Raw genomic sequence first — 24,273 nt, 5'->3', positions numbered from 1 at the left:
TCACCCGTCCGGCGCGCGCCTGTCACCTCGTCGCCACGGCCCACCACCGGGGAAAACTAGATGTAGCTTGCATTCATTAGCCGATCTAACTTATTATGTGTATACGCCAACCATCTAAGAGCATCTCTCCGCGAGCAGCGTGAAGGAGCGAGCATGAACAGCAGCACGGGAGGCCCCACCGAAGGGGACACCTTCGACGCGGGGGCCACGAGCCTCCTGCGTCAGCCGAAGGCGGTCTGGGCGACCGCCGGGGCATCCGTCGTCGCCTTCATGGGCATCGGCCTCGTCGACCCGATCCTGCCGTCCATCGCCAAGGGCCTGGACGCCACCGCCGGCCAGGTCTCGCTGCTCTTCACCTCGTACTTCCTGATCACCGCGCTCGCGATGCTGGTCACGGGCTTCGTCTCCAGCCGTATCGGCGGCCGTCGCACCCTGCTCCTCGGCCTCGCGCTGGTCGTGGTCTTCGCCGGACTCTCCGGCACGTCCGGCTCGGTCGGCGAACTCGTCGGCTTCCGGGCCGGCTGGGGGCTCGGCAACGCCCTGTTCGTCTCCACCGCCCTCGCCGTCATCGTCGGCGCGGCGGCCGGCGGCAGCGCCGCCGCGATCCTCCTGTACGAGTCCGCCCTGGGCCTCGGCATGGCCTGCGGACCCCTGCTGGGCGCGCTGCTCGGTGACGCCAGCTGGCGCTACCCGTTCTTCGGCACCGCGTTCCTGATGGCGATCGGGTTCCTGTGCATCACGGCGTTCCTGAAGGAGCAGCCGAAGCCCGCGCGCAAGACGGGCCTGCTCGACCCGGTCAAGGCCCTCGGCCACGGCGGCCTCGCCTCGGTGGCGGGCTCGGCGTTCTTCTACAACTACACGTTCTTCACCGTGCTGGCCTTCACCCCGTTCGTACTGAACATGACCCCGTACAAGAGCGGCGCGGTCTTCTTCGCCTGGGGTGTGCTGCTCGCGGTGTTCTCGGTGCTCGTGGCGCCGCGCATGCAGGCCCGGTTCGGCTCGCTGAAGGTGCTCGGCGGCTCACTGGTGCTGCTCGCGGCCGACGTACTCGTCCTCGGTTACGGCAGTCACACCACGGCCGTCGTCTGCACGATCCTCTCCGGTGCCTTCATCGGCGTGAACAACACCGTCTACACGGAGCTGGCCCTCGGCGTGTCGGACGCGCCGCGCCCGGTGGCGAGCGCCGGCTACAACTTCGTCCGCTGGTTCGCCGCCGCCGCGGCACCCTTCTTCGCACCCCGGATCGAGGGGTGGAGCAACATCCACATCCCGTTCGTGGTCGCGGCGGTCACGGCGGCACTGGGCGCGCTCGTGGTCCTCGTACGCCGGGACGCCCTGACGCACGAGGCGGAGGAGCTGGAGGAGCGGCACGCGGTGGAGGACGGGGTCACCGTCTTCGCGAACTGAGCCCCCACCCTCGAATGTGAGATAGCCAACTGGCCGACGCGGGTCGGCTGTTGGGGTCAGTCCAGGGAAACGGACGTGCGTGCGGGGTCGCGCAGGTCCGTTCCGCTTGCCAGCCAGCGCTCCTGGAGCGCCCCCGCGCCGTGCACCCGCTTCCACGCGGCCTCGTTCGGCGTCATGGGCAGCAGCGGCAGGAAACGTACGGGATCCAGGGGTGCGTCGAGTGCGAGATCCTCGACCAGGCCGCCCGGCTCGGCGACCAGGACGGAGGTGAAGGGGGCGCCCGGCCACAGCGGATCACCCACGTCGAGCGAGGCGCCCGGAGCCACGACCAGGCCCTCGACCTGCGGGGACGCGGCCAGTACGGCGAGGGGGCGCAGCACCTTGTCGGTGTCGGCGGCACCGGCCCGTACCGACAGGACCAGCTCGGCGCGCGGGCCCGCGACCGGGTCGGCGACGGCCGCCGTGGGGTCCGCCATCGGCTGGGCCGACATGCCGAGCGTCGCGTAACGGACGATCCCGGTGGGGCCCGTACCGGAGGTGTCCAGGTCCGTGAAACGGAGCACCTCGATGCGGTCCGTGCCCAGGAACGTCACCGCGGCGCGCGCGTCCGGTTCGCCCAGGGCGGTACGCAAACGGGCTTCCACCAGAGCAAGAACATCAACCATGCACCGAGCATAGAACTCGTCAGTAGCGGGCAAAGCGACGGCTTGACACTTCAGCCGGCTGCTAGTCTTGGCCGCTGGCCGGGGCAGCACGCAGAAGCGTCGCTCTCAAGTCCCGGCCCACGTCTCGACGCATGAGACTCCCCTACGGGGGATGGACCTCCCCTACGGGGGACCGGCCGGAGGAGGTGGGGCTCCATGGATCGAAGTCGACCAGGCAGTACCACCCGCTCTTCCGGCTGCTGAGTTCCTCTCAGCTTCCCGAGCTCACGCTCTGCCGGCCGCCACCTCTCGCACACGCACTCGTTCCCGTGCTCGCGTCATGGCCGGTCCGGTACACAACGGAAGAGCACTTCGTTTTCCCTGATCTGTCTGAATTTTTCTGATCTGTATCAGTAGCGAAGCCGCCACCGTGACGGTGCGGTGCTCCCCGCTTTGTGGACGTGCCAAACATCCGCAGTCTGGACGTCCCCATTCCGGGCAGTTCCAACCGTCGTCGGCGGCCTTCGTTCGCGAAGGAGCCACCCATGTCGATGATCCACAACCTGCGTGCCGCGGTCCGCCCCTCGCTCCGCAAGGACGGCGGCGCGTACGACACCACCCGGTCGGCCGCGGAGAGTTCGGCCGTCGTGGACTGCGCGGTCTACCGCGACGGCGTCCGCCTCCCGTCCGACGACACCCTGACCCCGCGTACGGCGATCCGTCAGGTCCGGCGCGACGGCGGATTCGCGTGGATCGGCCTGCACGAGCCCACCGAGGACGAATTCGCGGGCGTGGCAGCCGAGTTCGGGCTGCACCCGCTCGCCGTCGAGGACGCCGTCCACGCCCACCAGCGGCCCAAGCTGGAGCGGTACGACGACACGCTGTTCGCCGTCTTCAAGACCATCCACTACGTCGAGCACGACGAACTCACCGCCACCAGCGAGGTCGTGGAGACCGGCGAGGTGATGTGCTTCACCGGGCGGGACTTCTTCATCACCGTGCGGCACGGCGGGCAGGGCTCGCTGCGGGCGCTGCGGCACCGGCTGCAGGACGACCCGGAGCTGCTCGCCAAAGGGCCCTCCGCCGTGCTGCACTCCATCGCCGACCATGTCGTCGACGGCTACATCGCCGTCGCGGACGCCATGCAGGACGACATCGACGACGTCGAGACCGAGGTGTTCTCCCCCGGCCGCAGGGGCGGGGTGTCGCGCGGTGTCGACTCGGCGCGGATCTACCAGCTCAAGCGTGAGGTACTGGAGTTCAAGCGTGCGGTGTCGCCGCTGCTGCGGCCCATGCAGCTGCTGAGCGAGCGGCCGATGCGGCTGGTCGACCCCGACATCCAGAAGTACTTCCGGGATGTCGCCGACCACCTGGCGCGGGTGCACGAGCAGGTCGTCGCCTTCGACGAACTGCTCAACTCGATCCTCCAGGCCAATCTCGCGCAGGCGTCCGTCGCGCAGAACGAGGACATGCGCAAGATCACGTCCTGGGCGGCGATCATCGCCGTGCCGACGATGGTGTGCGGGGTGTACGGCATGAACTTCGAGCACATGCCGGAGCTGCACTGGCGGTACGGGTACCCCTCGATCATGGGCCTCACGGTGGTGCTCTGCCTGGGGATCCACCGGACGCTCAAGCGCAACGGCTGGCTCTGAGAACGCGCTCCGAGAACGCGCTCCCAGAACCCTTCGAGGGCCTTACGGGGCCGACGCTAGGGTGGCCCTCATGACGGATCAGGCTCTTGCCGAACAGGCCCTCGTCGAGGAGGCCACGAAGAAGTCCGGGCTCATCTGGGTGCGGGGGAGCGGTGTCCCGTCGCTGGACCCCCAGGACCAGGGCCAGGACCCGGGCCGGGGCGCGCCTACGCGGGCGTTGTGGCACGTGTGGCACGACGGGGCCGTGTACCTGGTCGGGGACGGGCCCGGTGAGCAGCCGCTGCCCGGACTCGTGGACGGGCGGGAGGCGGTCGTGACCGTCCGCAGCAAGGACAAGGGCGGGCGGTTGGTGTCCTGGACCGCGTCCGTCGTGGAGCTGGCCCCGGGGTCCGAGGAGTGGGGGGTTGCCGTCGGCGAGCTGAAGGGGAAGCGGTTGAACGCGCCCGACGGTGAGGCGATGACCGAGCGGTGGGCTCGCGAGTGCCGGGTGGTTCGGCTGGCGCCGACGGGTTCTACTGCGTCTTTGCCCTCGGGGTCGTTGGCGGCGCCGCCTGTGCCTACGTCGGCGACCACGCGGTTGCCTGTCCCGGCGGGGTTGCCGCGCCTGCTCTTCCGCCGCCGGCGGCGCGCCTGAGGGCTCCGCGGGTCGACTGTCACCCGCGGCCCCGGTGGGGGTTGCCCGCGCAGTTCCCCGCGCCCCTGAAAAACGGGGCTGCGCCCCGGTCTTTCAGCCTCCAGCCGCACGGCCACCACCGCGTTCAGGGGCGCGGGGAACTGCGCGGGCGACCCCCACCGGGCCGCAGCCGGGCGTGGACGGTCGTGGGTGGGTTGCGTCAGGACGACGGGAGTTGTTGGCCGTAGTCGACCGTGTCCGCCTTTTCCGGCGCCTTCAGCGGGAAGTCGCGGCCCCAGTCCGTCAGACGGATCGTGCCCGCGTCACCGGCCCGGACGAGAAGCAGAGGGTACGGCTTGCCCTCAAGGGAGACGTCGATCCGGCCACCGGCCCCCTCGTCCCCGGCGGTGAGCCGGATCGTGCGGACGCCGTTCAGTTCATGGTGGCCGTCCGTCGCCAGCTCACCCTGCAGGGACAGCAGTCCGTCCAGCAGCACGTCCTTGTCGGTGAAGACACTGAGCTGCTGGTACGCGGGGTCCCCCTTCGGAACCTTCACGTACATGCCCTCAAGCTTCCCCGCCGCGGCCGTGTCCGACGTACTGTCGTCGCTCTTGCCGTCCTGGTGGTTCCAGAAGTCCGCGTCGGCCTTGATGAACAGGTGCTCGTCCACCCGCAGCAGGCGGAACGTCACACCGTCCGAGGTGACCGACCCCGTACCGCCGTCCTTCTTGAGCTGCATGTCCAGCTTGTAGGTGCGTTTGTCGCTGACCACGGCCCCGGACAGCCGTACCGTCCCGGCGGCCTCCGCGGCCGACTGCGTTCGGCTCTGGATCTTCGCGGGAGGAAGTTTCCCGACCCCGTTCGTCCCCGCGTCCGGGTCCTCACCGCCGCACCCCGTCACCCCTGCCCCCGCCACGAAGAGCGCGCACACGGCCCTCGCCAACGCGGCCTTACGGGTTCGTCCACGGGGAATCGCAGTCACAGGTGGCGCTGCCTCTCGTGCGGTTGTCCTCAACGGCGTACCGCAGCGTACCGGGGCCCGCTGCGCCACTCGGAGTCAGTCCGTCCGCACCGCTCACCAGGGCGTATCCGACCGGGACGGGCTAGCCTGAAGCCCACCCGAGCGGACATGACACTCCATAACGCCCGGACCGAAGCCCGTACGGCACAGTCCGTACATCGAAGCCCGTACGAAGAAGGAGGCGCCCGGATGGCGGCAGGCGCCCCCAGGATCTTCGTTTCGCATCTCTCCGGCATCGCCGTCTTCGACCCCAACGGCGACCAGGTGGGGCGCGTGCGCGACCTCGTCGCCATGCTGCGCGTGGGACGGCGGCCCCCACGACTGCTCGGCCTCGTCGTCGAACTGTCCACCCGGCGCCGTATCTTCCTGCCCATGACCCGGGTGACGGGCATCGAGTCGGGCCAGGTCATCACCACCGGCGTACTGAACGTCCGCCGGTTCGAGCAGCGCCCCACCGAGCGGCTCGTCCTCGGTGAGCTCCTCGACCGGCGCGTCACCCTCGCCGAGTCCGGCGAACCGCCCGAGACGGTCACCGTCCTGGACATCGCCATCCAGCAGCTGCCCGCGCGCCGCGACTGGGAGATCGACCGGGTCTTCGTACGGAAGGGGCGGACCGGCGGCGCGTTCCGGCGGGCCAAGGGCGAGACGCTGACCGTCGAGTGGTCGGCCGTCACCGGGTTCTCGCTGGAGGAGCACGGACAGGGCGCCGAGAACCTGCTCGCCACCTTCGAGCAGCTGCGCCCCGCCGACCTCGCGAACGTCCTGCACCATCTGTCCGCGAAGCGGCGCGCGGAGGTCGCGGCGGCCCTGGACGACGACCGGCTCGCCGACGTCCTGGAGGAGCTGCCGGAGGACGACCAGATCGAGATCCTCGGCAAGCTCAAGGAGGAGCGCGCCGCGGACGTCCTGGAGGCCATGGACCCCGACGACGCGGCCGACCTGCTCGGCGAGCTGCCGGAGGAGGACAAGGAGCGGCTGCTCGCGCTGATGCGCCCGGACGACGCGGCGGACGTACGGCGGCTGATGGCGTACGAGGAACGCACCGCGGGCGGTCTGATGACGACCGAGCCGATCGTGCTGCGGCCCGACGCGACCGTCGCGGACGCCCTCGCCCGGGTGCGCAACGCCGACCTCTCCCCCGCGCTGGCCGCCCAGGTGTACGTGTGCCGCCCGCCGGACGAGACCCCGACCGGCAAGTACCTCGGCACGGTCCACTTCCAGCGGCTGCTGCGCGATCCGCCGTACACGCTGGTGGGCTCGATCATCGACGACGACCTGCGACCGCTCGACCCGGAGGCCGTACTGCCCGTCGTGGCCGGCTTCTTCGCCACGTACGACATGGTCGCGGCGCCCGTCGTCGACGAGAGCGGTTCGCTGCTCGGCGCGGTCACCGTGGACGACGTCCTCGACCACATGCTGCCGGAGGACTGGCGGGAGAGGGAGTTCCACCTGGACGAGGAAGCGGTCGGTTCCGGCGTCGAGGAGGCCCCCTGATGGCTCCTGAGCGCGAGGGCAGGGAACGGGCCACCGGCGGGGCGAGCGCCACCACGCGGCCCCGGCTGCGGCTCGACCAGCCGCAGCCGCCGCGGCGCAGATTCCTGCCCGAGTACGACCCGGAGGCCTTCGGACGGCTCTCGGAGCGGATCGCGCGGTTCCTCGGCACGGGCCGGTTCATCGTCTGGATGACGTTCGTCATCATCCTGTGGGTGGTGTGGAACGTGTCCGCGCCGCGTGACCTGCGCTTCGACAACTACCCGTTCATCTTCCTCACCCTGATGCTCTCGCTCCAGGCCTCGTACGCCGCTCCGCTGATCCTCCTCGCACAGAACCGGCAGGACGACCGCGACAAGGTCAACCTCGAACAGGACCGCAAGCAGAACGAGCGGTCGATCGCGGACACCGAATACCTGACCCGGGAGATCGCCGCGCTGCGCGTGGGCCTCGGCGAGGTCGCCACCCGGGACTGGATCCGTTCCGAGCTGGAGGACCTGGTCAAGGAGCTGGAGGAACGGCGCCGCGAAGGCGACGGGGACGGGCCCATCGACCGGTTCGGCGACCGCCTCGGCGACCGGCGTGGGGTATTCCCGGCAGAACACCCCCGGGGACGTGACGTAGACGACCGGTGACGGGGCTTTCCGGCCCCCGGGCCGGGCGCCGTACCATCGACCCCATGGCTACGGAAGACGCGGTGCGTGAAGCACTGTCGACGGTGAACGACCCCGAGATCCAGCGACCCATCACCGAGCTGGGGATGGTCAAATCGGTGGAGATCGGCGCGGACGGTTCGGTCGCGGTCGCGGTGTACCTGACTGTCTCCGGGTGCCCGATGCGCGACACCATCACGAAGAACGTCACCGAGGCGGTCGCCCGCGTCGAGGGCGTCACACACGTCGACGTCACGCTGGACGTGATGAGCGACGAGCAGCGCAAGGACCTGGCGTCCGCGCTGCGCGGCGGCCAGGCCGAGCGCGAGGTGCCCTTCGCCAAGCCGGGCTCCCTCACGCGCGTGTACGCGGTCGCCTCCGGCAAGGGCGGCGTCGGCAAGTCGTCCGTGACGGTCAACCTCGCGGCGGCGATGGCCGCGGACGGTCTGAAGGTCGGTGTCGTCGACGCCGACATCTACGGCCACTCCGTGCCGCGCATGCTCGGCGCCGACGGCAGTCCGACCCAGGTCGAGAACATGATCATGCCGCCGTCCGCGCACGGCGTGAAGGTCATCTCGATCGGCATGTTCACCCCCGGCAACGCGCCGGTCGTGTGGCGCGGCCCGATGCTGCACCGCGCGCTGCAGCAGTTCCTCGCGGACGTGTACTGGGGTGACCTGGACGTGCTGCTCCTGGACCTGCCGCCGGGTACGGGCGACATCGCGATCTCGGTCGCGCAGCTCGTCCCGAACGCGGAGATCCTGGTCGTGACGACCCCTCAGCAGGCCGCGGCGGAGGTCGCCGAGCGCGCCGGGTCGATCGCCGTGCAGACCCACCAGAAGATCGTCGGGGTGGTCGAGAACATGGCGGGCATGCCGTGCCCCCACTGCGACGAGATGGTCGACATCTTCGGTACGGGGGGTGGGCAGTCGGTGGCCGACGGGCTGACCCGGACCACCGGGGCCACCGTGCCCGTCCTCGGCTCCATCCCCATCGACGTGCGGCTGCGCGAGGGCGGCGACGACGGCCGGCCGGTCGTCCTGACGGACCCCGACTCGCCGGCGGGGTCGGCGCTGCGCGCCATCGCGGGCAAGCTGGGTGGGCGCCAGCGGGGCTTGTCGGGCATGTCCCTGGGCATCACCCCACGCAACAAGTTCTAGGACTTCACGGGGGACGTGGCGGGGGCTGCGCCTCGGCGACTGCGGGCGCGTCGTGGCTGGCCGCGCAGTTCCCCGCGCCCCTATCGGGCGCGTGGTCCGGGCCGGTTGCCGGGTGCGGGCCGGTGGGGTCGGCCGCGCAGTTCCCACCGGCCCCGAAGACGAAAGACAGGGGCGCAGCCCCGTCTTTCAGGGGCGCGGGGAACTGCGCGAGCAACCCCCACGCACCCGCACCCGACAGTCCGGCGGAGGCCACACGCCCCGGAAGGGGCGCGGGGAACGGCGCGGCCCGCCCCCACCGGCCCCCACCCGTACAACCGCGCGGCCCGCCGCCTAGGCGTACGTGCCGATGTCCTTGATCATCGCGAAAGCCACCCCGTACGCGCTCATCCCCCGCCCGTACGCCCCCACATGAACCCCTTCCTGCGTGGACCCCGCGAGGACCCAGCCGAATTCGGATTCTCTGTAGTGGAACGGCGTCGGCACCCCGTCCACGGGGAGGGACAGCGTCGACCAGTCGGACCCGTTCAGATCGTCCGCGAGGACCCACGCCGTCTCGGTCTGCTGGTCCAGCCAGTCGTCGCGCAGGGTGTGGTCCATCTGGCCGGGCCAGGTGAAGGACAGCAGTCCCACCCCGGCGAGCCAGGCCGCGGAGGACACCGAAGTGGCCTCCAGCAGCCCCGTACCGTCGGCGCTGCGCCGCACGGGGTTGCCCGCGACGGTCACCACGACCGCGAATCGCTCCTTGTCCTCGGTGGACTCACTGCGCACCGACGGCTCGTCACCGTGTCCGATCGAGCCGTGTTCGATGGCTCCGTCGGCCGCGGCGCCGACCTGCATCAGCCAGCGCGGCCCCGTGAAGGCCTCGTCGAGGCCGTACCACGGGAAGGGCGCCAGCAGGTAGCCGTCGACCGTGCGCCGGGCGGAGGGGAGCTGTTGTCCACCCTCCGCAGCCGGCGCCTGCGCGCCTACCCGACTTGTCGTCTCCATCTGCCCGGACGCCTCCTCGCTCTCGGCGGACCGGGTGGCCCGCCCCCCTTCGGGCGTCCGTCCGGTCCGCACAACAACTAGGCAGGATAGCCACAGGTCCGCCGAAGGCCGGAAAACCGGTCGGCACATGGCTCACATACGCACCTGATCCGGCGCATCCCGAACGCATGGAAGCCCAAGCGGGGTACGGGGAGAGGGACGGCGTTCGACTGAAAGTGAAGCGGGTTCCGGACGGCGGGCGCGCCGCCCGGGGTCAGATCGCGCCGGGTCGGCTCAGGTGGCGTCCGCGTCGAACGGCGGGCGCTCTTCCGGCGCCAGCTTCTCGCGCTTCTTCGTCATGTCCACGGTGCCGCCGGTGGAGCCCGCCGACGAGGAAGAGGCGGACGAGGAGGACGAGGACGGTGTCTCGGACTCGCGGCCGTGCACGGCGTCCGTGACCTCGGCCATCTCCTTCTTCAGGTCGAAGCCGTTACGGATCTCCTTGAGCCCCAGCTCGTCGTTGTCCAGCTGCTTGCGGATGAACGTCTTGGGGTTGAGGTCCTCGAACTCGAAGTCCTTGAACTCCGGACCCAGCTCCTCGCGGATGTCCGCCTTGGCGCTCTCCGAGAACTCACGGATCTTGCGAATGGTCCGCGTGACGTCCTGGATCATCTTCGGGAGCTTCTCCGGACCGAAGACGAGCACGGCAAGGACAACGATCGTGACCAGCTCAAGCGGTCCTATGTCATTGAACACCTTGCGTCTCCTTGCGATGTCCTCGGCGCTCGGCAGTTCGTCCGTGGTCCGGGCCGTGTCCACGGTACCCGGCGATCCTGTCCGACCGGTACTGTCCCGGAGTCCCGGACCGCGTGTACACGGCGGGTTTTCCCGGTTGTTTGCCTTGTGACACAAGGGGGTGGACGGATTTCTGTGAACTTCCTGTCAGTCCCCGTCGGCCGAGCCGAGGACCAGGGCGACCTTCCGCTCCCTGCCGTCCCGCTCCAGGGTCAGTTCCAGCCGGTCGCCGGGCCGGTGGGAGCGCGTCTTGACGATGAGTTCCTCGCCGGAGTGCACCCGCTGCCCGTCGACCTCGGTGATGACGTCACCGGCCTTGATGCCGGCCCGGGCGCCGGGGCCGCCCCGGGTGACCGCCGAGCCGCCGTCGTTGTCCTTGGCACCGACGCGCGCGCCGTCACCGGAGTACTCCATGTCGAGTGTCACGCCGATCACCGGGTGGGTCGCCCTGCCCGTGTTGATCAGCTCCTCGGCGACGCGCCTGCCCTGGTTGATGGGTATGGCGAAGCCCAGGCCGATCGACCCTGACTGGCCGCCCTCCAGGTCGGAGCCGCTGTCGGCGGAGCGGATGGCGCTGTTGATGCCGATGACACGGGCCTTGGAGTCGACCAGGGGGCCGCCGGAGTTGCCGGGGTTTATCGGGGCGTCCGTCTGGAGCGCGTCCACGTACGAGATGTCGCTGCCGTCGCCCTCCTCGCCGCCCGCCGTGATGGGGCGCTCCTTGGCGCTGATGATGCCCGCGGTGACGGTGTTCTCCAGGTCGAAGGGCGCTCCGATGGCCACCACCGGGTCGCCGACCTGGACGTTGTCGGAGTTGCCGAGCGAGAGGGGCTTGAGGCCCCTGACGTGGGCGACCTTGACCACGGCGAGGTCGTAGCCGCTGTCGTGGCCCACGACCTCGGCCTTGGCGGTCTCGCCGCCGCTGAACGTCACGGTGATCTCGCCGCTGCCGTCCGCCGGTTCCACCACGTGGTTGTTGGTGAGGATGTGGCCGCGCCGGTCGAGGACGAACCCCGTGCCGGTGCCCTGCGCGTCCGAACCGCTCACGTGCAGCGTCACCACGCTGGGCAGCGCGCTGGCCGCGATACCGGCCACGCTGTCCGGCGCCCGCCCCTTGGCCTCCACTCCGGCCTGCGGCAGCTCGACGTCGTCGATCCCCCCGGTCCGCTCCAGATAGGCGCCCACGGCCCCGCCCACGCCTCCGGAGACCAGGGCGAGCAGGGCGGCGCCGAGGACCAGTGCCCGCCCGGTACGCCTGCGTCGGACTTCCTGCGCCTCGGCGGCGGCCCCGTGGTGCTGGAGGGGCGCGGCGGCCCAGGGGTCGTAGTTCTGCCAGGGGGTGTGCGGAGCGGGGGCCGGAGCGCCGTTCTCGACGGCCTCGGCGCCGTGGGGAGCCCCGGCCGTCCGATGGCCGACAGGCGGCTCCGGACCGAGCGGACCGACCGGACCGAGGAGGCCCTGCGTCTGCGGGGCGGGCGTCCCCGCGACGGGTGTCTCCGGGAAGGGGTTCTCGGCGACGGGTGGCCGCGGCGCGGGCAGGTGCGGGGCAGACGTGTACGGGGCCGGCGCGTGCGAGGCGGCGTCGCCCGGGGCGTCCTGGGGCGGCGTGTCCTGAGGCGGAGCCACCGCCTCCACCGTCGTGCCGTGCGCGGGGGTCGTCCCGGGGTGCTGCACCGGCGGCGCGGGCGCCCAGGGGCCCGGCCCGCCGTACGGCGGTGTGCTGTAGGGGTCAGGATCGTGCAGGGGCCTGGGCCGCTCACCGGGGGCGGACGCGCCTGCGCCGGCGCTCACTCCGCCCGCGGCCTGCGCGGCGCTCGGGCCCGCACCGGTGCCGGTGCCTCCGAGAGCGGTCGCACCCGTACCGGTACCCGCGGGCTTCTCCAGTTCGAAGTCGCCGTCCATGTCTCCCCCGTGCACCCCGCTCGCGCCGTCCCCCGTGGAAACCGGGTCCGCCGAAGCGGAATCCGGCCCATGGGTCCGTGGCCGGCTCCACCACTTCGGCTTCGTGGGCTTCCCCTCGTCCATGCTCTCCCCACACCTGACCCGCGGCACGGCATGTCGGCGCTCACCGCGTCGTCTCGACCTCCGCGCCCGGATCACTGCGGCGGGCGCGGCCCATCCCTGGATTCAACCAGGTTCGCGGGCCGCCGCGCAGAGGGCCGGTTCAGCCCGAGGAGGAAGGCGCGGGTGAGGCGGACGGGTCGAACGACGGCACGGCCGACAGTACGGACGCCTCGAACTCCGGTCCCGACGACCATGTGGTCAGCGTGACCCGTGGGGCCGGCGCGAACGGGCGTATCAGCGGGGACATCGCGGCGGCACCCACCGCCACGGGGGTGGTCAGCGCGTGCATCGAACCCGAGCCCGCGTTCTGCCCGCCGGTCGAGGACAGTCCGGGCGCGGGCGCCGGCACACCGGGCAGCAGCGGCGCGGACATCTCGGTCTGCGCGCCCCCTTCGTTGCCGAAGGAGCGCTGGCCCTGGGCGAGCAGCGGTGCGAGGGACCGGCGGCGCTGCGACTCGGAGCTCGTGGCACCGGTCGTGCTCGTCGTGCGCATCGGGGTCACGTTGCTTCCGTTGCCCGAACCGCCGCGCGCGTCCGCGGTGTCGGTCGGGACTCCGGTCGAGACCCCGCCGAGCGCGATCGCGGCGAGCGACACGGCACCGGCCGCGGCGGCGGCGAAGCGCAGTCCCCGGGAGGCGGAGCGCTCGGCCTCGCGCCGGCTGATGTCATGGATGCGGAATCCGCGCTGTTCCGAGGGGAGCGCGGTCGCGTGGGGGCCGGAGGGCAGGTAACCGAAGGAGTCCGGCGTCATGTCGAAGACTCCGGACGCTCCGAACGCTCCCCGGCCCAGTCGCGGGCTGTCGCCGTCCGGGTCACCTCCGCCGGGGAGTCCCTGCAGTCTGGCCAGGAAACTCTCGGACGGGGGCGGCGGGGCGACCTCCGCGAACACGTTCTTCAGTCGTCGCTGCTCGTCGGCCTCCGACTTGCACTTCGCGCAGGTGGCGAGGTGGGCCAGGACGCGCTCGCGCGCCTCATGGCCGAGCTCACCGTCCACCAGGGCGGAAAGTCGGTCGCCGAGGTGCTGCTCGGCAAGGGGTCCGTCGGCAGGATTCAGCCGTGATCCACTCACGCGCTCGTGCCCCCTCCTCCCAGAGCGGGCGCACCGGTCACCGCGAAACCGCGGCGCTCGGCACGGGCCTCGGGAGAACGGTGGGCGAGCGCCTTGCGGAGCTGGGAGCGACCGCGGTGGATCCGGCTGCGGACCGTACCGAGCTTGACGCCCAGGGTCGCGGCGATCTCCTCGTACGAGAGTCCCTCGATGTCGCACAGGACGACCGCGGCGCGGAACTCGGGCGCCAGGGTGTCGAGGGCCTGCTGGACGTCCGCGTCGAAGTGCGTGTCGTTGAAGACCTGCTGCGGGGAGGGCTCGCGGCTGGGCAGGCGCTCGGCCGCGTCGTCGCCGAGGGCGTCGAAACGGATGCGCTGCTTGCGGCGGACCATGTCCAGGAAGAGGTTGGTGGTGATGCGGTGGAGCCAGCCCTCGAAGGTGCCGGGCGTGTAGGTCGACAAGGAGCGGAAGACCCGGACGAAGACTTCCTGCGTCAGGTCCTCGGCGTCGTGCTGGTTGCCCGTCAGGCGGTAGGCGAGCCGGTACACCCGGCCGCTGTGCGTGCTGACGATCTCCTCCCACGTGGGGGGAGTCCACGCCTGCGAGTCCGCGTCGGACGTGAAGGTCGCGGTCTGAGCGGAGTCAGCGATGCGGGATCGGTCAGCAGTGTTGTTCACGGATTTCGGCTCCCCCGACGATCTGAGCAGGCGCCGGAGCACCCCTCCTCGATCCACAGGTTCAGCCGCACCTCCCCTGTCGGCTCTGGTGGTGTCCAGTGGAGCCCCTACCATAGCCACCTCGCCCGTTAGCTCCGGATAAGCGGTTTTACGAGAAATTGATACGCGCTCATATGGCTGCGTGAGCACTTGCCGGCCGTCCCGCTCCATCCGCCACCCCCGTGCAGTTTCCGACCCTTGTTCCCCACCCTCTCTAAACGCCTGGTCCCATCTGCGGGTTCCCGGCGGCAACGGATACAGTCACGCCCAGGCAACCACGGGGACAGGAGAGGGCCATTACCGGCAACCGGCTGACGAGCTGGGCGTTCGCCGACGCCTTTGTCGCCGAGGACGAGGCACTGCACTGGGCCCGGGACCGGGCTCGGGAAGCAGGCCTGCGCTCGGTGTCGCCCGGCACGGGCGCCGCGCTGCGACTGCTCGCCGCCACCGTGGACGCCAAGGCGGTCGCGGAGATCGGTACCGGAACCGGAGTATCCGGTATTCATCTGCTGCACGGGATGCGGCCGGACGGCGTACTGACGACGGTGGATCCGGAGCCGGAGCACCAGCAGTTCGCCCGTCAGGCCTTCCGCGCGTCGGGCTTCGCCAGCAACCGGGCCCGCTTCATCCCGGGCCGCGCGCTGGACGTCCTGCCCCGGCTCGCGGACGCGGGCTACGACCTCGTGTTCTGCGACGGCGACCGGCTGGAGTGCCTCGACTACCTCGCTGAATCGTTGCGCCTGCTGCGGGTGGGCGGCCTCGTCGTCTTCGAGGGCGTGTTCGCGAACGGGCGCACGGTGGAGTCGGGTCCGCAGCCCACGGAGGTGCTGCGGCTGCGCGAACTGCTGCGCGCGATCCGCGAGAGCCAGGAGCTGGTCCCCTCGCTGCTGCCGGTGGGCGACGGCCTGCTGTGCGCGGTCAAGCGCTGATCCCGGGCCCCGCCCGCTCCAGCGCCCGCACCCGCACCCGCACCCGCTGAAGCATCCGCAGCCTCCCGGAACCCCTGGAACCCCCGGAATCCCTGGAAACACCACTGCCCCGGCATCGCGTTGATGCCGGGGCAGTGGAAGGGTATGGTCGCGTTCCGCGTCAGCCGACGACCTTCTTGAGGGCGTCGCCGAGCGCGTCAGCCTCGTCGGGGGTCAGCTCCACGACGAGCCGTCCGCCGCCTTCGAGCGGAACGCGCATGACGATGCCCCGCCCCTCCTTTGTCACCTCGAGCGGGCCATCGCCCGTCCGCGGCTTCATGGCCGCCATGCTCGTTCCCCTTCCTGAAACCAGCTCATCGTCGCCGACGGCCCCATTGAAGGGCACGCGTCCTCTCGTCGGACACGCGTCACCGGCATCGAACACATTGCTTCCAAGCCATTATCCCGCATCTCAGGACCCGATGACCAACATCAGTCGGCATCGCTTGCGCAACGCGCTCGATCAAAACCACCCATTTCGGCGGTGTGACTGCGATACTGCGCCACTGCATGGACTTTCGGACACCGGAATTCTTTGACGCAGGTCACATGTACGAACCCCGCCGCCCACCATGATCTCCGCCATGCTGTCCTCGGAAGCAGTGCGTACCGACGGGTACGCCGAATCCGCGACTCCTGAGGGGACCATCATGGCCGACACCGTGCTCTACGAGGTGAGCGACGGACTCGCGACGATCACGCTGAACCGCCCCGAGGCGATGAACGCGATGAACAACGAGACCAAGGTCGCCTTCCGCGAGGCGGCGCGGGCGGCCGCGGCGGACGAGTCCGTACGGGCCGTGCTCCTCACCGCCGCCGGTGACCGGGCGTTCTGTGTGGGCCAGGACCTCAAGGAACATGTCGGCACACTGCTCGCGGGGCGCGAGTCGGGCACCGGCGAGGCCCTCATGAGCACGGTCCAGGAGCACTACAACCCGATCGTGCGGGCCCTGACGGGCGCGGCGAAGCCGGTGGTCGCGGCCGTCAACGGCGTCGCGGCCGGCGCGGGTCTCGGCTTCGCACTCGCCGCGGACTACCGCATCGTCGCCGACACGGCCGCCTTCAACACCTCGTTCGCCGGGGTCGCGCTCACCGCCGACTCCGGGATCTCCTGGACGCTGCCCCGGGTCGTCGGCCCCTCCCGCGCCGCCGACCTGCTGCTCTTCCCGCGCAGCATCACCGCGCAGGAGGCGTACGAGCTGGGGATCGCGAATCGGATCGTGCCCTCCGCGGAACTGGCCGCCGAGGCCGTGAAGGTCGCCCGCGCGCTGGCCGAGGGGCCGACCGTCGCGTACGCCGCGCTCAAGGAGTCCCTTGCGTTCGGCGTCACGCACTCGCTGGACGAGACCCTGGAGAAGGAGGACGAGCTGCAGTCGCGGGCGGGGGAATCGGAGGATCATCTGATCGCCGTGCAGGCGTTCGTCAACAAGGAGAAGCCGAAGTATCTGGGCCGGTAGCCAAAGGAGGGCGGGCTGGTTCGGTTCGGTTCGGTTCGGTTCGGTTCGGTTCGACGGTGCCGGTCCGGTGGTGGCTGGGCGCGCGGTTCCCCGCGCCCCTCACGAGCGCCCCTGCGGGGCGGCTCCATCGAGCGGCTCTACCGGGCACCTCTGGACGCGCAGTCCGCCAAGTGGTCGTTCACCAGGCCGCACGCCTGCATCAGGGCGTAGGCCGTGGTGGGGCCGACGAAGCGGATGCCTCGCTTTTTGAGGGTCTTGGAGAGGGCGGTCGACTCGTCGGTCACCGCCGGGACGTCGGACAGCGACTTCGGGGCCGGGCGCGAGGCCGGGTCGGGGGCGAAGGACCAGATCAGCTCGTCCAGTTCGCCCGGCTCCCAGTCGACCAGCACGCGCGCGTTGGCGACCGTCGCCTCGATCTTGGCGCGGTTGCGGATGATCCCCGTGTCGGCGAGGAGGCGTTCCTTGTCGGCGTCCGTGAACGTCGCCACCTCGGCGATCCTGAACGCCGCGAAGGCGGCCCGGAAGCCCTCGCGGCGACGCAGGATCGTGATCCAGGAGAGACCCGACTGGAAGGCTTCCAGGCACAGTCGCTCGTACAGCGCGTCGTCGCCGTGGACCGGGCGCCCCCACTCCTCGTCGTGGTACGCCACGTAGTCGTCGGTGGACAGCGCCCAGGGACAGCGCAGGGCCCCGTCGGCGCCCTTCAGGGCGTCACTCACCGGTGGTCCTCCTCCGCGGGCTTCTCCAGGGAGGTGACCGGGGAGGCGGTCGCGGACGGGGCGGTGGCCGAGCGGGCGCCGGACAGGGCGGCCTCCAGGTCGGCGATACGGGCGTCCCGCTCGGCCAGTTCGGCGCCGAGGCGGTTGAGGGCGTCGTCCACGTCCGCCATGCGGTAGCCGCGCAGGGTCATCGGGAAGCGCAGTGCGTCCACGTCGCCGCGGTGCACGGGGCGGTCCGGGGGAAGCGGGTCCCGCAGACGCTCCGGCAGCGCCTCGGGGAGGGCGCCGCCGTCACCGCCTCCCACGACGGAGAGGGTCACCGCGCCGACCACGACGACGAGGGCGACGACCAGGAACAGGAACATGAACATCTCTGAGGTCCCCACGCTCTGATGCCGACGCGGGGCGCGTCGGCACGGAAAGTGTCAGGCACCGATCGTGCCATGCGACTCTGACCGTTAGGGTCGCAGGCGGCCCGACGGCGACAACTACTGGGAGAGGTCACAGGGGATGCTCAGGCTGGGCAGGCGCGAGTTCGACGCGCACGAGCCGGTGATCATGGCGATCGTGAACCGGACCCCGGACTCCTTCTACGACCAGGGAGCCACCTTCCGCGACGAGCCGGCGCTCGCACGCGTGGAGCAGGCGGTGTCCGAGGGAGCCGCCATCATCGACATCGGCGGGGTCAAGGCCGGGCCGGGCGAGGAGGTGACCGCCGAGGAGGAGGCGCGGCGGACCGTCGGGTTCGTCGCCGAGGTGCGGCGCCGCTTCCCCGACGTGATCATCAGCGTCGACACCTGGCGGCACGAGGTCGGCGAGGCCGTCTGCGAGGCCGGCGCGGACCTGCTGAACGACGCCTGGGGCGGGGTCGATCCGCGGCTCGCCGAGGTCGCCGGGCGGTACGGGGTGGGGATCGTGTGCACACACGCGGGCGGTACGCAGCCTCGTACGCGGCCGCATCGCATCGCGTACGACGACGTCATGGCCGACATCCTGGACGTGACCGTGGGGCTGGCCGAGCGGGCCGTGTCCCTCGGGGTGCCCCGGGAATCCGTGCTGATCGACCCCGGGCACGACTTCGGGAAGAACACGCGGCACAGTCTGGAGGCGACGCGGCGGCTCGGGGAGATGGTGTCCACGGGGTGGCCCGTGCTGGTGTCGTTGTCCAACAAGGACTTCGTGGGCGAGACGTTGGACCGGCCGGTCAAGGAGCGGGTGGTGGGGACGCTCGCGACCACTGCCGTGTCGGCCTGGCTGGGGGCTCAGGTGTATCGGGTGCACGAGGTCGCGGAGACGCGGCAGGTGCTTGACATGGTGGCGTCGATCGCGGGCCACCGTCCGCCGGCGGTCGCCCGGCGGGGGCTGGCGTAGGGGGATTCTCGCCCCCGCCGCCCCTACCCTTTCCGTCACTGCATGGGCTGCGCCCCTCGCCCCCTTTGTCCTCAAACGCCGGACGGGCTGGAGATTCGCGGACGGTCCGCGGATCTCTCAGCCCGTCCGGCGTCTGAGGACCGGGGGTTCGGGGGCTGGCCCCCGTCCTACCTCCCCGCCTCCTTCGACACCAGCGCCACCGCCTCGTCCACGTCATCCGTGAGGTGGAACAGGAGCAGGTCCTTCTCAGAGGCCTTGCCCTGGGCGATCAGGGTGTTCTTGAGCCAGTCGACCAGCCCGCCCCAGTACTCCGTACCGAAGAGCACGATCGGGAAGCGCGTGACCTTCTGGGTCTGCACGAGGGTGAGCGCCTCGAAGAGTTCGTCGAGCGTGCCGAGCCCACCCGGCAGCACCACGAACCCCTGCGCGTACTTCACGAACATCATCTTGCGGACGAAGAAGTACCGGAAGTTGAGACCGATGTCGACGTACTCGTTGAGCCCCTGCTCGAAGGGCAGCTCGATGCCGAGGCCGACGGAGATGCCCTTCGCCTCGCAGGCACCCTTGTTGGCCGCCTCCATGGCCCCGGGACCACCGCCGGTGATCACCGCGAAGCCCGCCTCGACCAGGCCCCGGCCGAGCGCGACCCCCGCCTCGTACTCCGGCGAGCCGACCGGTGTGCGTGCCGAGCCGAACACGCTGATGGCGGCCGGGAGTTCGGCCAGCGTGCCGAAGCCCTCGATGAACTCCGACTGGATGCGCAGCACGCGCCAGGGGTCGGTGTGCACCCAGTCCGACGGCCCGCCGGCGTCCAGCAGCCGCTGGTCCGTCGTGCTCGCCTGCACCTGCCCCCGCCTGCGCAGCACGGGTCCCAGCTGCTGCTCCTCCGGTGGCTGCTTGCTGCCCTCGGGGTTGCCGGTAGCCATATCCGCTCCCTCCGCTTGCCGATCGTTCCGCCTCAGCGTAGATCTCCACGGGTTAAGGAGGGGGGACGCCGGCATGTCCGCCTCGGATCGGGCCGTGGATCGGGCGGCGGGCCCGGTAACCGGTCAGGCCGTCAGCCAGGCCCTCAGCCGCTCCTCGCCCGCCAGGATTTTGGCGGTTTCGACCCGTTCGTCACGTTTGTGCGCCAAGTGCGGGTTGCCGGGGCCGTAGTTGACCGCGGGGACGCCGAGCGCGCTGAAGCGGGAGACGTCCGTCCAGCCGTACTTGGGCTGCGGAGTGCCTCCGACGGCCTCGATGAAGGCCGCCGCGGCCGGATGCGAGAGGCCGGGCAGTGCCGCCCCGCTGTGGTCGTCGACGACGAACTCGGCCACTCCGCAGTCGGCGAAGACCTCGCGGACGTGCGCGAGGGCCTCCTCCTCGCTGCGGTCGGGCGCGTAACGGAAGTTGACGCTCACCACGCACTCGTCGGGGATCACGTTGCCCGCCACCCCGCCCGAGATCCCGACGGCGTTCAGGCCCTCCCGGTATTCGAGGCCGTCGATGACCGGGTAGCGCGGCTCGTAGGAGGCGAGGCGGGCCAGGATCGGGGAGGCCGCGTGGATGGCGTTGGAGCCCATCCAGCTGCGCGCGGAGTGCGCCCGCTCCCCCGTGGTCCTCAGGAGCACCCGCAGGGTCCCCTGGCAGCCGCCCTCGACCTGCCCGTCGGAGGGCTCCAGGAGGACCGCGAAGTCGCCCTCCAGCCACTCCGGGTGGGCCTCGGCCACGTGCTTGAGGCCGTTCAGGTCGGCGGCGACCTCTTCGTTGTCGTAGAAGATGAAGGTGAGGTCGCGGTTGGGGGCCGGCACCGTGGCCGCGATCCGCAGCTGCACCGCGACGCCCGACTTCATGTCGCAGGTGCCGCAGCCCCACAGCACGCCGTCCTCGTCCAGGCGCGAGGGCACGTTGTCCGCGATGGGGACCGTGTCGATGTGCCCGGCCAGGATCACGCGCTCGGCCCGGCCCAGGTTCGTCCGCGCGACGACGTTGTTGCCGTACCGGTCGACCGTGAGGTGCGGCAGGGCGCGCAGGGCGGTCTCGACGGCGTCCGCGAGGGGCTTCTCCGTGCCGCTCTCCGACGGGAAGTCGACGAGCCGCGCGGTGAGCCGGGCGGCGTCCAGCGTGAGGTCAAGTGGGGTGTCGGCCATGCCGTCGACCCTAACGCGCCCGGTCCTCGCGGCCTCCCCGGAGGCTTGTCCGCGCGCCTGTGGATCTCCGGAACCTCACACGGCCCCGACAGTACTCTCCAGTACCTTGTAGGCGTGCCTGAGCCGTCCCCCCCTCCCGTCGCTCCCGTACGCCGTGGCCGCTTCCTCCGTTTCGGAGCGGCCCTCGTCGTACTGCTCGGCGTCGCGGCGTATCTCACCGTGCAGTACCTGACCGGCGGGAGCGGAGTGCCCAAGTGCACGGTCGTCTCGGCCGACGGCGACGGCACGTCGTACGAGTTCACGGCGGAGCAGGCGGTGAACGCGGCGACGATCTCGGCGGTCGGCACCAACCGCGGCATGCCCGAGCGGGCCGTCACGATCGCTCTCGCGACCGCCCTCCAGGAGTCCGCCCTGCGCAACCTCGGCCATGGCGACCGGGATTCACTGGGCCTCTTCCAGCAGCGGCCCTCGCAGGGCTGGGGCACCGAGCAGGAGATCCTGGATCCGGCGTACGCGGCGGGCGAGTTCTACGAGCATCTGGACAAGGTGCCCGACTACGAGCGGCTGCCCCTCACCGTCGCCGCGCAGCGCGTCCAGCGCAGCGGCTACCCGGAGGCGTACGCGAAGCACGAGCCGGACGCGACGCTCCTCGCGGCGGCCCTCACCGGCCGCGCCGCCGCCACACTGACCTGCGAGGGCCGCCCGGACACGCGCCCCGGCGGCCCGGAGTCGGTACGCACCGCGCTGGTACGGGACTTCGGGCGCGGGGTCTTCCAGGAGGCGGGCGCCACGGTGGCCGCGAGCTCCTCGGCCGATCCGTCGGCAAATTCGTCGGCTGATCCCTCGACCGGCCCGTCGTCCGGCTCTTCGCCCACGCCGTCGGACCCGTCCGTGCCGTCCGCCTCGGTGAGCGGTTCCGGCGGGAAGCGCACGGTGACCGTGCCCGTGCCGAGGACGGCGGCCACCGGGGGCGGGCAGCGGCAGCGTGGATGGGCCCTCGCGCACTGGGCCGTCGCCAACTCGTCCGCGCTGCACGTCGAACGGGTCTCGTACGCGGGCCGGGTGTGGACGGCCGGCAGCACCCGGAGCGAGTGGCGCGACGACGGCCGGGGCGGCCGGAACGCCGCGGGCGAAGTGCGAATCGTCACCGGTCAGTAGTACGGACCCTCACCCGTTGGTGGCGCTCACGGCGTGCCATGTCGACAGATGGACGCAGTTTTCTGCGGCCCTTTCCCGCACGTGTCCCGCACCTGTCCCACGGACGTCAAAACCCTTGTCGGCAAAGGGCTGTGGGGAGTCGGCGGGCTTTCCGACCAGGCCTTCTTTGCCCGGGTTTCTCCGCAGCCGATAATGCGACGCATTACCAACTCTTTACTTCGGGCCACCGCAACCTTCGCGGGCTTCGAGCGGTAGTCACTGCGTCCGAGTCCGGAACGATCAACACCGGTCGACAGCCGGTCGACACCCAGTCGGCAGCCAGTCGGCGGCGAGTCGGTCAACTGCCGGGCGCGGCGCAGGATTTCATCGTTCTCTCCCCGTCAAAGGAGCACCATGTCCCTCCCCCTGACCCGTCGGATCGCCCGTGTCGCGCTGCTCATCGCAGCGGGAGCGGCACCCGTGGTCGGTGCGGCCGGCTCCGCGAGTGCGGCCGCGCTGCCGGCCACCCCCGACCTCGGCGGCCTCAGCGCGCTGGACAACGCGGGCACCACCGTCGACGGTGCCGCGCAGAACGCCACCGGGATGGCCGGCGAAACGGGCAGCAAGGCCGTGAAGAAGGCCGTGCCGAGCGCGGGCAAGACGGGCGGCAAGGCCGTCAAGACGGCGACGCCCGCGGCGCAGAAGACCGCCGGGGATGTCGCCGGGACCACGGGTGACGTGCTCGGTGACACCGCGGGGTCCGCGACCGGTGGTGGGCTGCCGACCGATGCGGTGTCCAAGGGTGGGCTGCCTACCGAGGGGCTGCCGCTGCAGGGGCTGCCGCTCGGCTGATCGGCTTGCTGCCGGCCTGGCTGCGGTGAAGGGGTTCAGGGGGTTTCCCCCTGAACCCCTTCGCCTTTGCGCTTGCGCGCGCATACGCCTGCGTGTCGCCTGCGGCGGGCGGGGCCGGCTGGTGGATTTTCGGGTGCGGGTGCGTCGTGGCTGGTCGCGCCGTTCCCCGCGCCCCTTAAAGGCTGCCCCTGCGGGGCGCCTTTGAGGGTCAGCCTGAGGTCAGGCGGGATGTGGCTGCCTGGACTCTTTCGTCCGTTGCTGTCAGGGCCACTCGTACGAACTCGGCGCCCGCCGGGCCGTAGAAGTCGCCCGGGGCCACCAGGATGCCGAGGGTGGCCAGGTGGGCCACCGTGTCCCAGCAGGATTCGTCCCGGGTCGCCCAGAGGTAGAGGCTTGCCTCGCTGTGTTCGATGCGGAAGCCGTGGCGGACCAGGGCGTCGCGGAGGGCCTCGCGGCGGGCCGCGTACCGCTCGCGCTGCTCCTGGACGTGCGTGTCGTCCGAGAGGGCGGCCACCGTGGCGGCCTGCGTGGGAGCGGACGTCATCATTCCGCCGTGCTTGCGGATCTGGAGCAGGTCGCCCAGGACCGCGGGGTCACCGGCGAGGAACGCCGACCGGTAGCCCGCGAGGTTCGACCGCTTCGACAGCGAGTGGACCGCGACGATCCCCTCGTACGAGCCGCCGCACACCTCGGGGTGCAGGACCGAGACCGGGTCGGCCTCCCAGCCCAGTTCGATGTAGCACTCGTCGGCGAGGACGAGGATGCCGTGCTCGCGCGCCCAGGCGACGATCCGGGTCAGTTCCTGTTGGGAGAGCACCCGGCCGGTGGGGTTGGACGGGGAGTTGAGCCACAGCAGCTTCAGGCCGGTGGGGTCCAGTTCCGTCGGGTCGTCGTACGCGATGTGGTCCGCGCGGGCGAGGCGGGCGCCGACCTCGTACGTCGGGTACGCCAGGCGCGGGTAGGCCACCCGGTCCCCCGGGCCGAGGCCCAGCTGGGTCGGCAGCCAGGCGACCAGTTCCTTGGAACCGACCACCGGCAGGACGTTGCGGTGGGTGAGGTCCCGGGCGCCCAGCCGCCGGCCGCACCAGCCGACCAGCGCGTCCCGCAGTTCCGGTGTGCCCCACACCGTCGGATAGCCGGGCGAGTCGGCGGCGGCGACCAGAGCTTTCTGGATCAGGTCGGGCACCGGGTCGACCGGGGTGCCGACGGAGAGGTCGACGATGCCGTCCGGGTGGGCGGCGGCCTGCGCCTTGAAGGGCTCCAGCTTGTCCCAGGGAAAGGCGGGAAGCCGGTCGGAGACTGCGGACACGGGTTCTGGCTCACTTTCTGGACGGCAGACACGGCAGACACGGCAGGCACGGCAAACACGGCGGCCCCGCACGGCGGCGAGCCGTACGGGACCTGGAC

At 71.0% G+C, this 24,273-nt stretch carries 24 protein-coding genes; 11 read left to right on the top strand and 13 right to left on the bottom strand.

Features of this window, described 5'->3' with window-relative positions:
• Window positions 1-153 precede the first annotated feature (153 nt).
• Entirely contained in the window at window positions 154-1,407 is a 1,254-nt protein-coding gene (locus ACFVH5_RS27420) for an MFS transporter (protein WP_385836402.1), read from the top strand.
• Window positions 1,408-1,463: 56 nt separating this feature from the next.
• Here ACFVH5_RS27420 and ACFVH5_RS27415 read toward each other — a convergent pair whose 3' ends face one another.
• Window positions 1,464-2,072, bottom strand: a complete 609-nt coding sequence (locus ACFVH5_RS27415) for a suppressor of fused domain protein (RefSeq protein WP_384804545.1) — start codon at window positions 2,070-2,072, stop codon at window positions 1,464-1,466.
• 524 nt (window positions 2,073-2,596) lie between these two features.
• Here ACFVH5_RS27415 and ACFVH5_RS27410 point away from each other — a divergent pair.
• Entirely contained in the window at window positions 2,597-3,706 is a 1,110-nt protein-coding gene (locus tag ACFVH5_RS27410) for a magnesium and cobalt transport protein CorA (protein WP_384804547.1), read from the top strand.
• Window positions 3,707-3,776: 70 nt separating this feature from the next.
• On the top strand, window positions 3,777-4,340 hold the full coding sequence (locus ACFVH5_RS27405) for a hypothetical protein (protein WP_385836401.1): 564 nt from the start codon (window positions 3,777-3,779) through the stop codon (window positions 4,338-4,340).
• 199 nt (window positions 4,341-4,539) lie between these two features.
• Here ACFVH5_RS27405 and ACFVH5_RS27400 read toward each other — a convergent pair whose 3' ends face one another.
• Window positions 4,540-5,301: a hypothetical protein gene (locus ACFVH5_RS27400; RefSeq protein ID WP_384804551.1), complete on the bottom strand. Its 762-nt coding sequence runs from the start codon at window positions 5,299-5,301 to the stop codon at window positions 4,540-4,542.
• A 228-nt stretch (window positions 5,302-5,529) separates the two neighbouring features.
• Between ACFVH5_RS27400 and ACFVH5_RS27395 the strand changes: the two genes are divergently transcribed.
• The 3 genes from ACFVH5_RS27395 to ACFVH5_RS27385 are packed head-to-tail and all read left to right on the top strand — an operon-like array spanning window position 5,530 to window position 8,644.
• Entirely contained in the window at window positions 5,530-6,834 is a 1,305-nt protein-coding gene (locus ACFVH5_RS27395) for a magnesium transporter MgtE N-terminal domain-containing protein (protein WP_384804553.1), read from the top strand.
• Complete coding sequence (locus ACFVH5_RS27390) at window positions 6,834-7,466, top strand: DUF1003 domain-containing protein (protein ID WP_385836400.1); 633 nt, start codon at window positions 6,834-6,836, stop codon at window positions 7,464-7,466. Before ACFVH5_RS27395 ends, ACFVH5_RS27390 begins: the two co-directional genes overlap by 1 nt.
• Window positions 7,467-7,510: 44 nt before the next feature.
• A complete protein-coding gene (locus tag ACFVH5_RS27385; RefSeq protein ID WP_385836399.1) occupies window positions 7,511-8,644 on the top strand; it encodes an Mrp/NBP35 family ATP-binding protein in 1,134 nt (377 codons plus the stop codon).
• Window positions 8,645-8,974: 330 nt separating this feature from the next.
• On the opposite strand, the gene ACFVH5_RS27380 is transcribed toward ACFVH5_RS27385, so the two are convergent.
• The 5 genes from ACFVH5_RS27380 to sigE form a co-directional block, all read right to left on the bottom strand.
• Window positions 8,975-9,631: a hypothetical protein gene (locus tag ACFVH5_RS27380; RefSeq protein WP_210880495.1), complete on the bottom strand. Its 657-nt coding sequence runs from the start codon at window positions 9,629-9,631 to the stop codon at window positions 8,975-8,977.
• Between the two features lie 273 nt (window positions 9,632-9,904).
• On the bottom strand, window positions 9,905-10,366 hold the full coding sequence (locus tag ACFVH5_RS27375) for a sec-independent translocase (RefSeq protein ID WP_385836417.1): 462 nt from the start codon (window positions 10,364-10,366) through the stop codon (window positions 9,905-9,907).
• Window positions 10,367-10,552: 186 nt separating this feature from the next.
• Window positions 10,553-12,430, bottom strand: a complete 1,878-nt coding sequence (locus ACFVH5_RS27370; RefSeq protein WP_385836398.1) for a trypsin-like peptidase domain-containing protein — start codon at window positions 12,428-12,430, stop codon at window positions 10,553-10,555.
• 139 nt (window positions 12,431-12,569) lie between these two features.
• A complete protein-coding gene (locus ACFVH5_RS27365; protein WP_385836397.1) occupies window positions 12,570-13,538 on the bottom strand; it encodes an anti-sigma factor family protein in 969 nt (322 codons plus the stop codon).
• Window positions 13,535-14,236: an RNA polymerase sigma factor SigE gene (gene sigE / locus ACFVH5_RS27360; protein ID WP_384804565.1), complete on the bottom strand. Its 702-nt coding sequence runs from the start codon at window positions 14,234-14,236 to the stop codon at window positions 13,535-13,537. Before sigE ends, ACFVH5_RS27365 begins: the two co-directional genes overlap by 4 nt.
• 227 nt (window positions 14,237-14,463) lie before the next feature.
• On the opposite strand from sigE, the gene ACFVH5_RS27355 reads away from it, so the two are divergent.
• Window positions 14,464-15,162, top strand: coding sequence for an O-methyltransferase (locus ACFVH5_RS27355; protein ID WP_281403130.1), 699 nt, complete (start codon window positions 14,464-14,466; stop codon window positions 15,160-15,162).
• 160 nt (window positions 15,163-15,322) lie between these two features.
• On the opposite strand, the gene ACFVH5_RS27350 is transcribed toward ACFVH5_RS27355, so the two are convergent.
• Window positions 15,323-15,490 (bottom strand): DUF3117 domain-containing protein, encoded by a 168-nt coding sequence (locus ACFVH5_RS27350; protein WP_003966491.1) that lies wholly within the window; start codon window positions 15,488-15,490, stop codon window positions 15,323-15,325.
• A 361-nt stretch (window positions 15,491-15,851) separates the two neighbouring features.
• Between ACFVH5_RS27350 and ACFVH5_RS27345 the strand changes: the two genes are divergently transcribed.
• Complete coding sequence (locus ACFVH5_RS27345; protein WP_385836416.1) at window positions 15,852-16,658, top strand: enoyl-CoA hydratase/isomerase family protein; 807 nt, start codon at window positions 15,852-15,854, stop codon at window positions 16,656-16,658.
• A 137-nt stretch (window positions 16,659-16,795) separates the two neighbouring features.
• Here ACFVH5_RS27345 and ACFVH5_RS27340 read toward each other — a convergent pair whose 3' ends face one another.
• Window positions 16,796-17,377, bottom strand: coding sequence for a DNA-3-methyladenine glycosylase I (locus tag ACFVH5_RS27340; protein ID WP_385836396.1), 582 nt, complete (start codon window positions 17,375-17,377; stop codon window positions 16,796-16,798).
• Entirely contained in the window at window positions 17,374-17,748 is a 375-nt protein-coding gene (locus ACFVH5_RS27335) for a DivIVA domain-containing protein (RefSeq protein WP_385836415.1), read from the bottom strand. The genes ACFVH5_RS27340 and ACFVH5_RS27335 overlap by 4 nt, the downstream gene beginning before the upstream one ends.
• Before the next feature lie 139 nt (window positions 17,749-17,887).
• Between ACFVH5_RS27335 and folP the strand changes: the two genes are divergently transcribed.
• Window positions 17,888-18,748, top strand: coding sequence for a dihydropteroate synthase (folP, locus tag ACFVH5_RS27330; protein ID WP_384804569.1), 861 nt, complete (start codon window positions 17,888-17,890; stop codon window positions 18,746-18,748).
• Between the two features lie 167 nt (window positions 18,749-18,915).
• Here the strand turns inward: folP and ACFVH5_RS27325 are convergent, their stop codons facing one another.
• Window positions 18,916-19,674: a TIGR00730 family Rossman fold protein gene (locus ACFVH5_RS27325; protein WP_210880501.1), complete on the bottom strand. Its 759-nt coding sequence runs from the start codon at window positions 19,672-19,674 to the stop codon at window positions 18,916-18,918.
• 123 nt (window positions 19,675-19,797) lie between these two features.
• Window positions 19,798-20,877: a succinyl-diaminopimelate desuccinylase gene (gene dapE / locus ACFVH5_RS27320; protein ID WP_385836395.1), complete on the bottom strand. Its 1,080-nt coding sequence runs from the start codon at window positions 20,875-20,877 to the stop codon at window positions 19,798-19,800.
• A 114-nt stretch (window positions 20,878-20,991) separates the two neighbouring features.
• Between dapE and ACFVH5_RS27315 the strand changes: the two genes are divergently transcribed.
• Entirely contained in the window at window positions 20,992-22,035 is a 1,044-nt protein-coding gene (locus tag ACFVH5_RS27315; protein ID WP_385836394.1) for a heavy metal transporter, read from the top strand.
• Window positions 22,036-22,428: 393 nt separating this feature from the next.
• Window positions 22,429-22,866: an ATP-binding protein gene (locus ACFVH5_RS27310; protein WP_385836393.1), complete on the top strand. Its 438-nt coding sequence runs from the start codon at window positions 22,429-22,431 to the stop codon at window positions 22,864-22,866.
• Window positions 22,867-23,074: 208 nt separating this feature from the next.
• Here the strand turns inward: ACFVH5_RS27310 and ACFVH5_RS27305 are convergent, their stop codons facing one another.
• On the bottom strand, window positions 23,075-24,175 hold the full coding sequence (locus tag ACFVH5_RS27305; RefSeq protein WP_385836392.1) for a bifunctional succinyldiaminopimelate transaminase/glutamate-prephenate aminotransferase: 1,101 nt from the start codon (window positions 24,173-24,175) through the stop codon (window positions 23,075-23,077).
• Window positions 24,176-24,273 lie beyond the last annotated feature (98 nt).

It is taken from the genome of Streptomyces sp. NPDC127119 (genome assembly GCF_042677425.1).
Taxonomy (GTDB): domain Bacteria; phylum Actinomycetota; class Actinomycetes; order Streptomycetales; family Streptomycetaceae; genus Streptomyces.
This window is presented reverse-complemented; position numbering and strand designations above follow the sequence as displayed.

Excerpts from the sequence above, each read along its gene's own strand:
- ACFVH5_RS27410 (WP_384804547.1), top strand. The coding sequence starts at position 2,597 with ATGTCGATGATCCACAACCTGCGTGCCGCGGTCCGCCCCTCGCTCCGC.
- dapE (WP_385836395.1), bottom strand. The coding sequence starts at position 20,877 with ATGGCCGACACCCCACTTGACCTCACGCTGGACGCCGCCCGGCTCACC.
- ACFVH5_RS27405 (WP_385836401.1), top strand. The coding sequence starts at position 3,777 with ATGACGGATCAGGCTCTTGCCGAACAGGCCCTCGTCGAGGAGGCCACG.
- ACFVH5_RS27350 (WP_003966491.1), bottom strand. The coding sequence starts at position 15,490 with ATGGCGGCCATGAAGCCGCGGACGGGCGATGGCCCGCTCGAGGTGACA.
- ACFVH5_RS27395 (WP_384804553.1), top strand. The coding sequence starts at position 5,530 with ATGGCGGCAGGCGCCCCCAGGATCTTCGTTTCGCATCTCTCCGGCATC.
- ACFVH5_RS27415 (WP_384804545.1), bottom strand. The coding sequence starts at position 2,072 with ATGGTTGATGTTCTTGCTCTGGTGGAAGCCCGTTTGCGTACCGCCCTG.
- ACFVH5_RS27420 (WP_385836402.1), top strand. The coding sequence starts at position 154 with ATGAACAGCAGCACGGGAGGCCCCACCGAAGGGGACACCTTCGACGCG.
- ACFVH5_RS27345 (WP_385836416.1), top strand. The coding sequence starts at position 15,852 with ATGGCCGACACCGTGCTCTACGAGGTGAGCGACGGACTCGCGACGATC.
- folP (WP_384804569.1), top strand. The coding sequence starts at position 17,888 with ATGCTCAGGCTGGGCAGGCGCGAGTTCGACGCGCACGAGCCGGTGATC.
- ACFVH5_RS27310 (WP_385836393.1), top strand. The coding sequence starts at position 22,429 with ATGTCCCTCCCCCTGACCCGTCGGATCGCCCGTGTCGCGCTGCTCATC.
- ACFVH5_RS27325 (WP_210880501.1), bottom strand. The coding sequence starts at position 19,674 with ATGGCTACCGGCAACCCCGAGGGCAGCAAGCAGCCACCGGAGGAGCAG.
- ACFVH5_RS27335 (WP_385836415.1), bottom strand. The coding sequence starts at position 17,748 with ATGTTCATGTTCCTGTTCCTGGTCGTCGCCCTCGTCGTCGTGGTCGGC.
- ACFVH5_RS27385 (WP_385836399.1), top strand. The coding sequence starts at position 7,511 with ATGGCTACGGAAGACGCGGTGCGTGAAGCACTGTCGACGGTGAACGAC.
- ACFVH5_RS27380 (WP_210880495.1), bottom strand. The coding sequence starts at position 9,631 with ATGGAGACGACAAGTCGGGTAGGCGCGCAGGCGCCGGCTGCGGAGGGT.
- ACFVH5_RS27390 (WP_385836400.1), top strand. The coding sequence starts at position 6,834 with ATGGCTCCTGAGCGCGAGGGCAGGGAACGGGCCACCGGCGGGGCGAGC.
- ACFVH5_RS27370 (WP_385836398.1), bottom strand. The coding sequence starts at position 12,430 with ATGGACGAGGGGAAGCCCACGAAGCCGAAGTGGTGGAGCCGGCCACGG.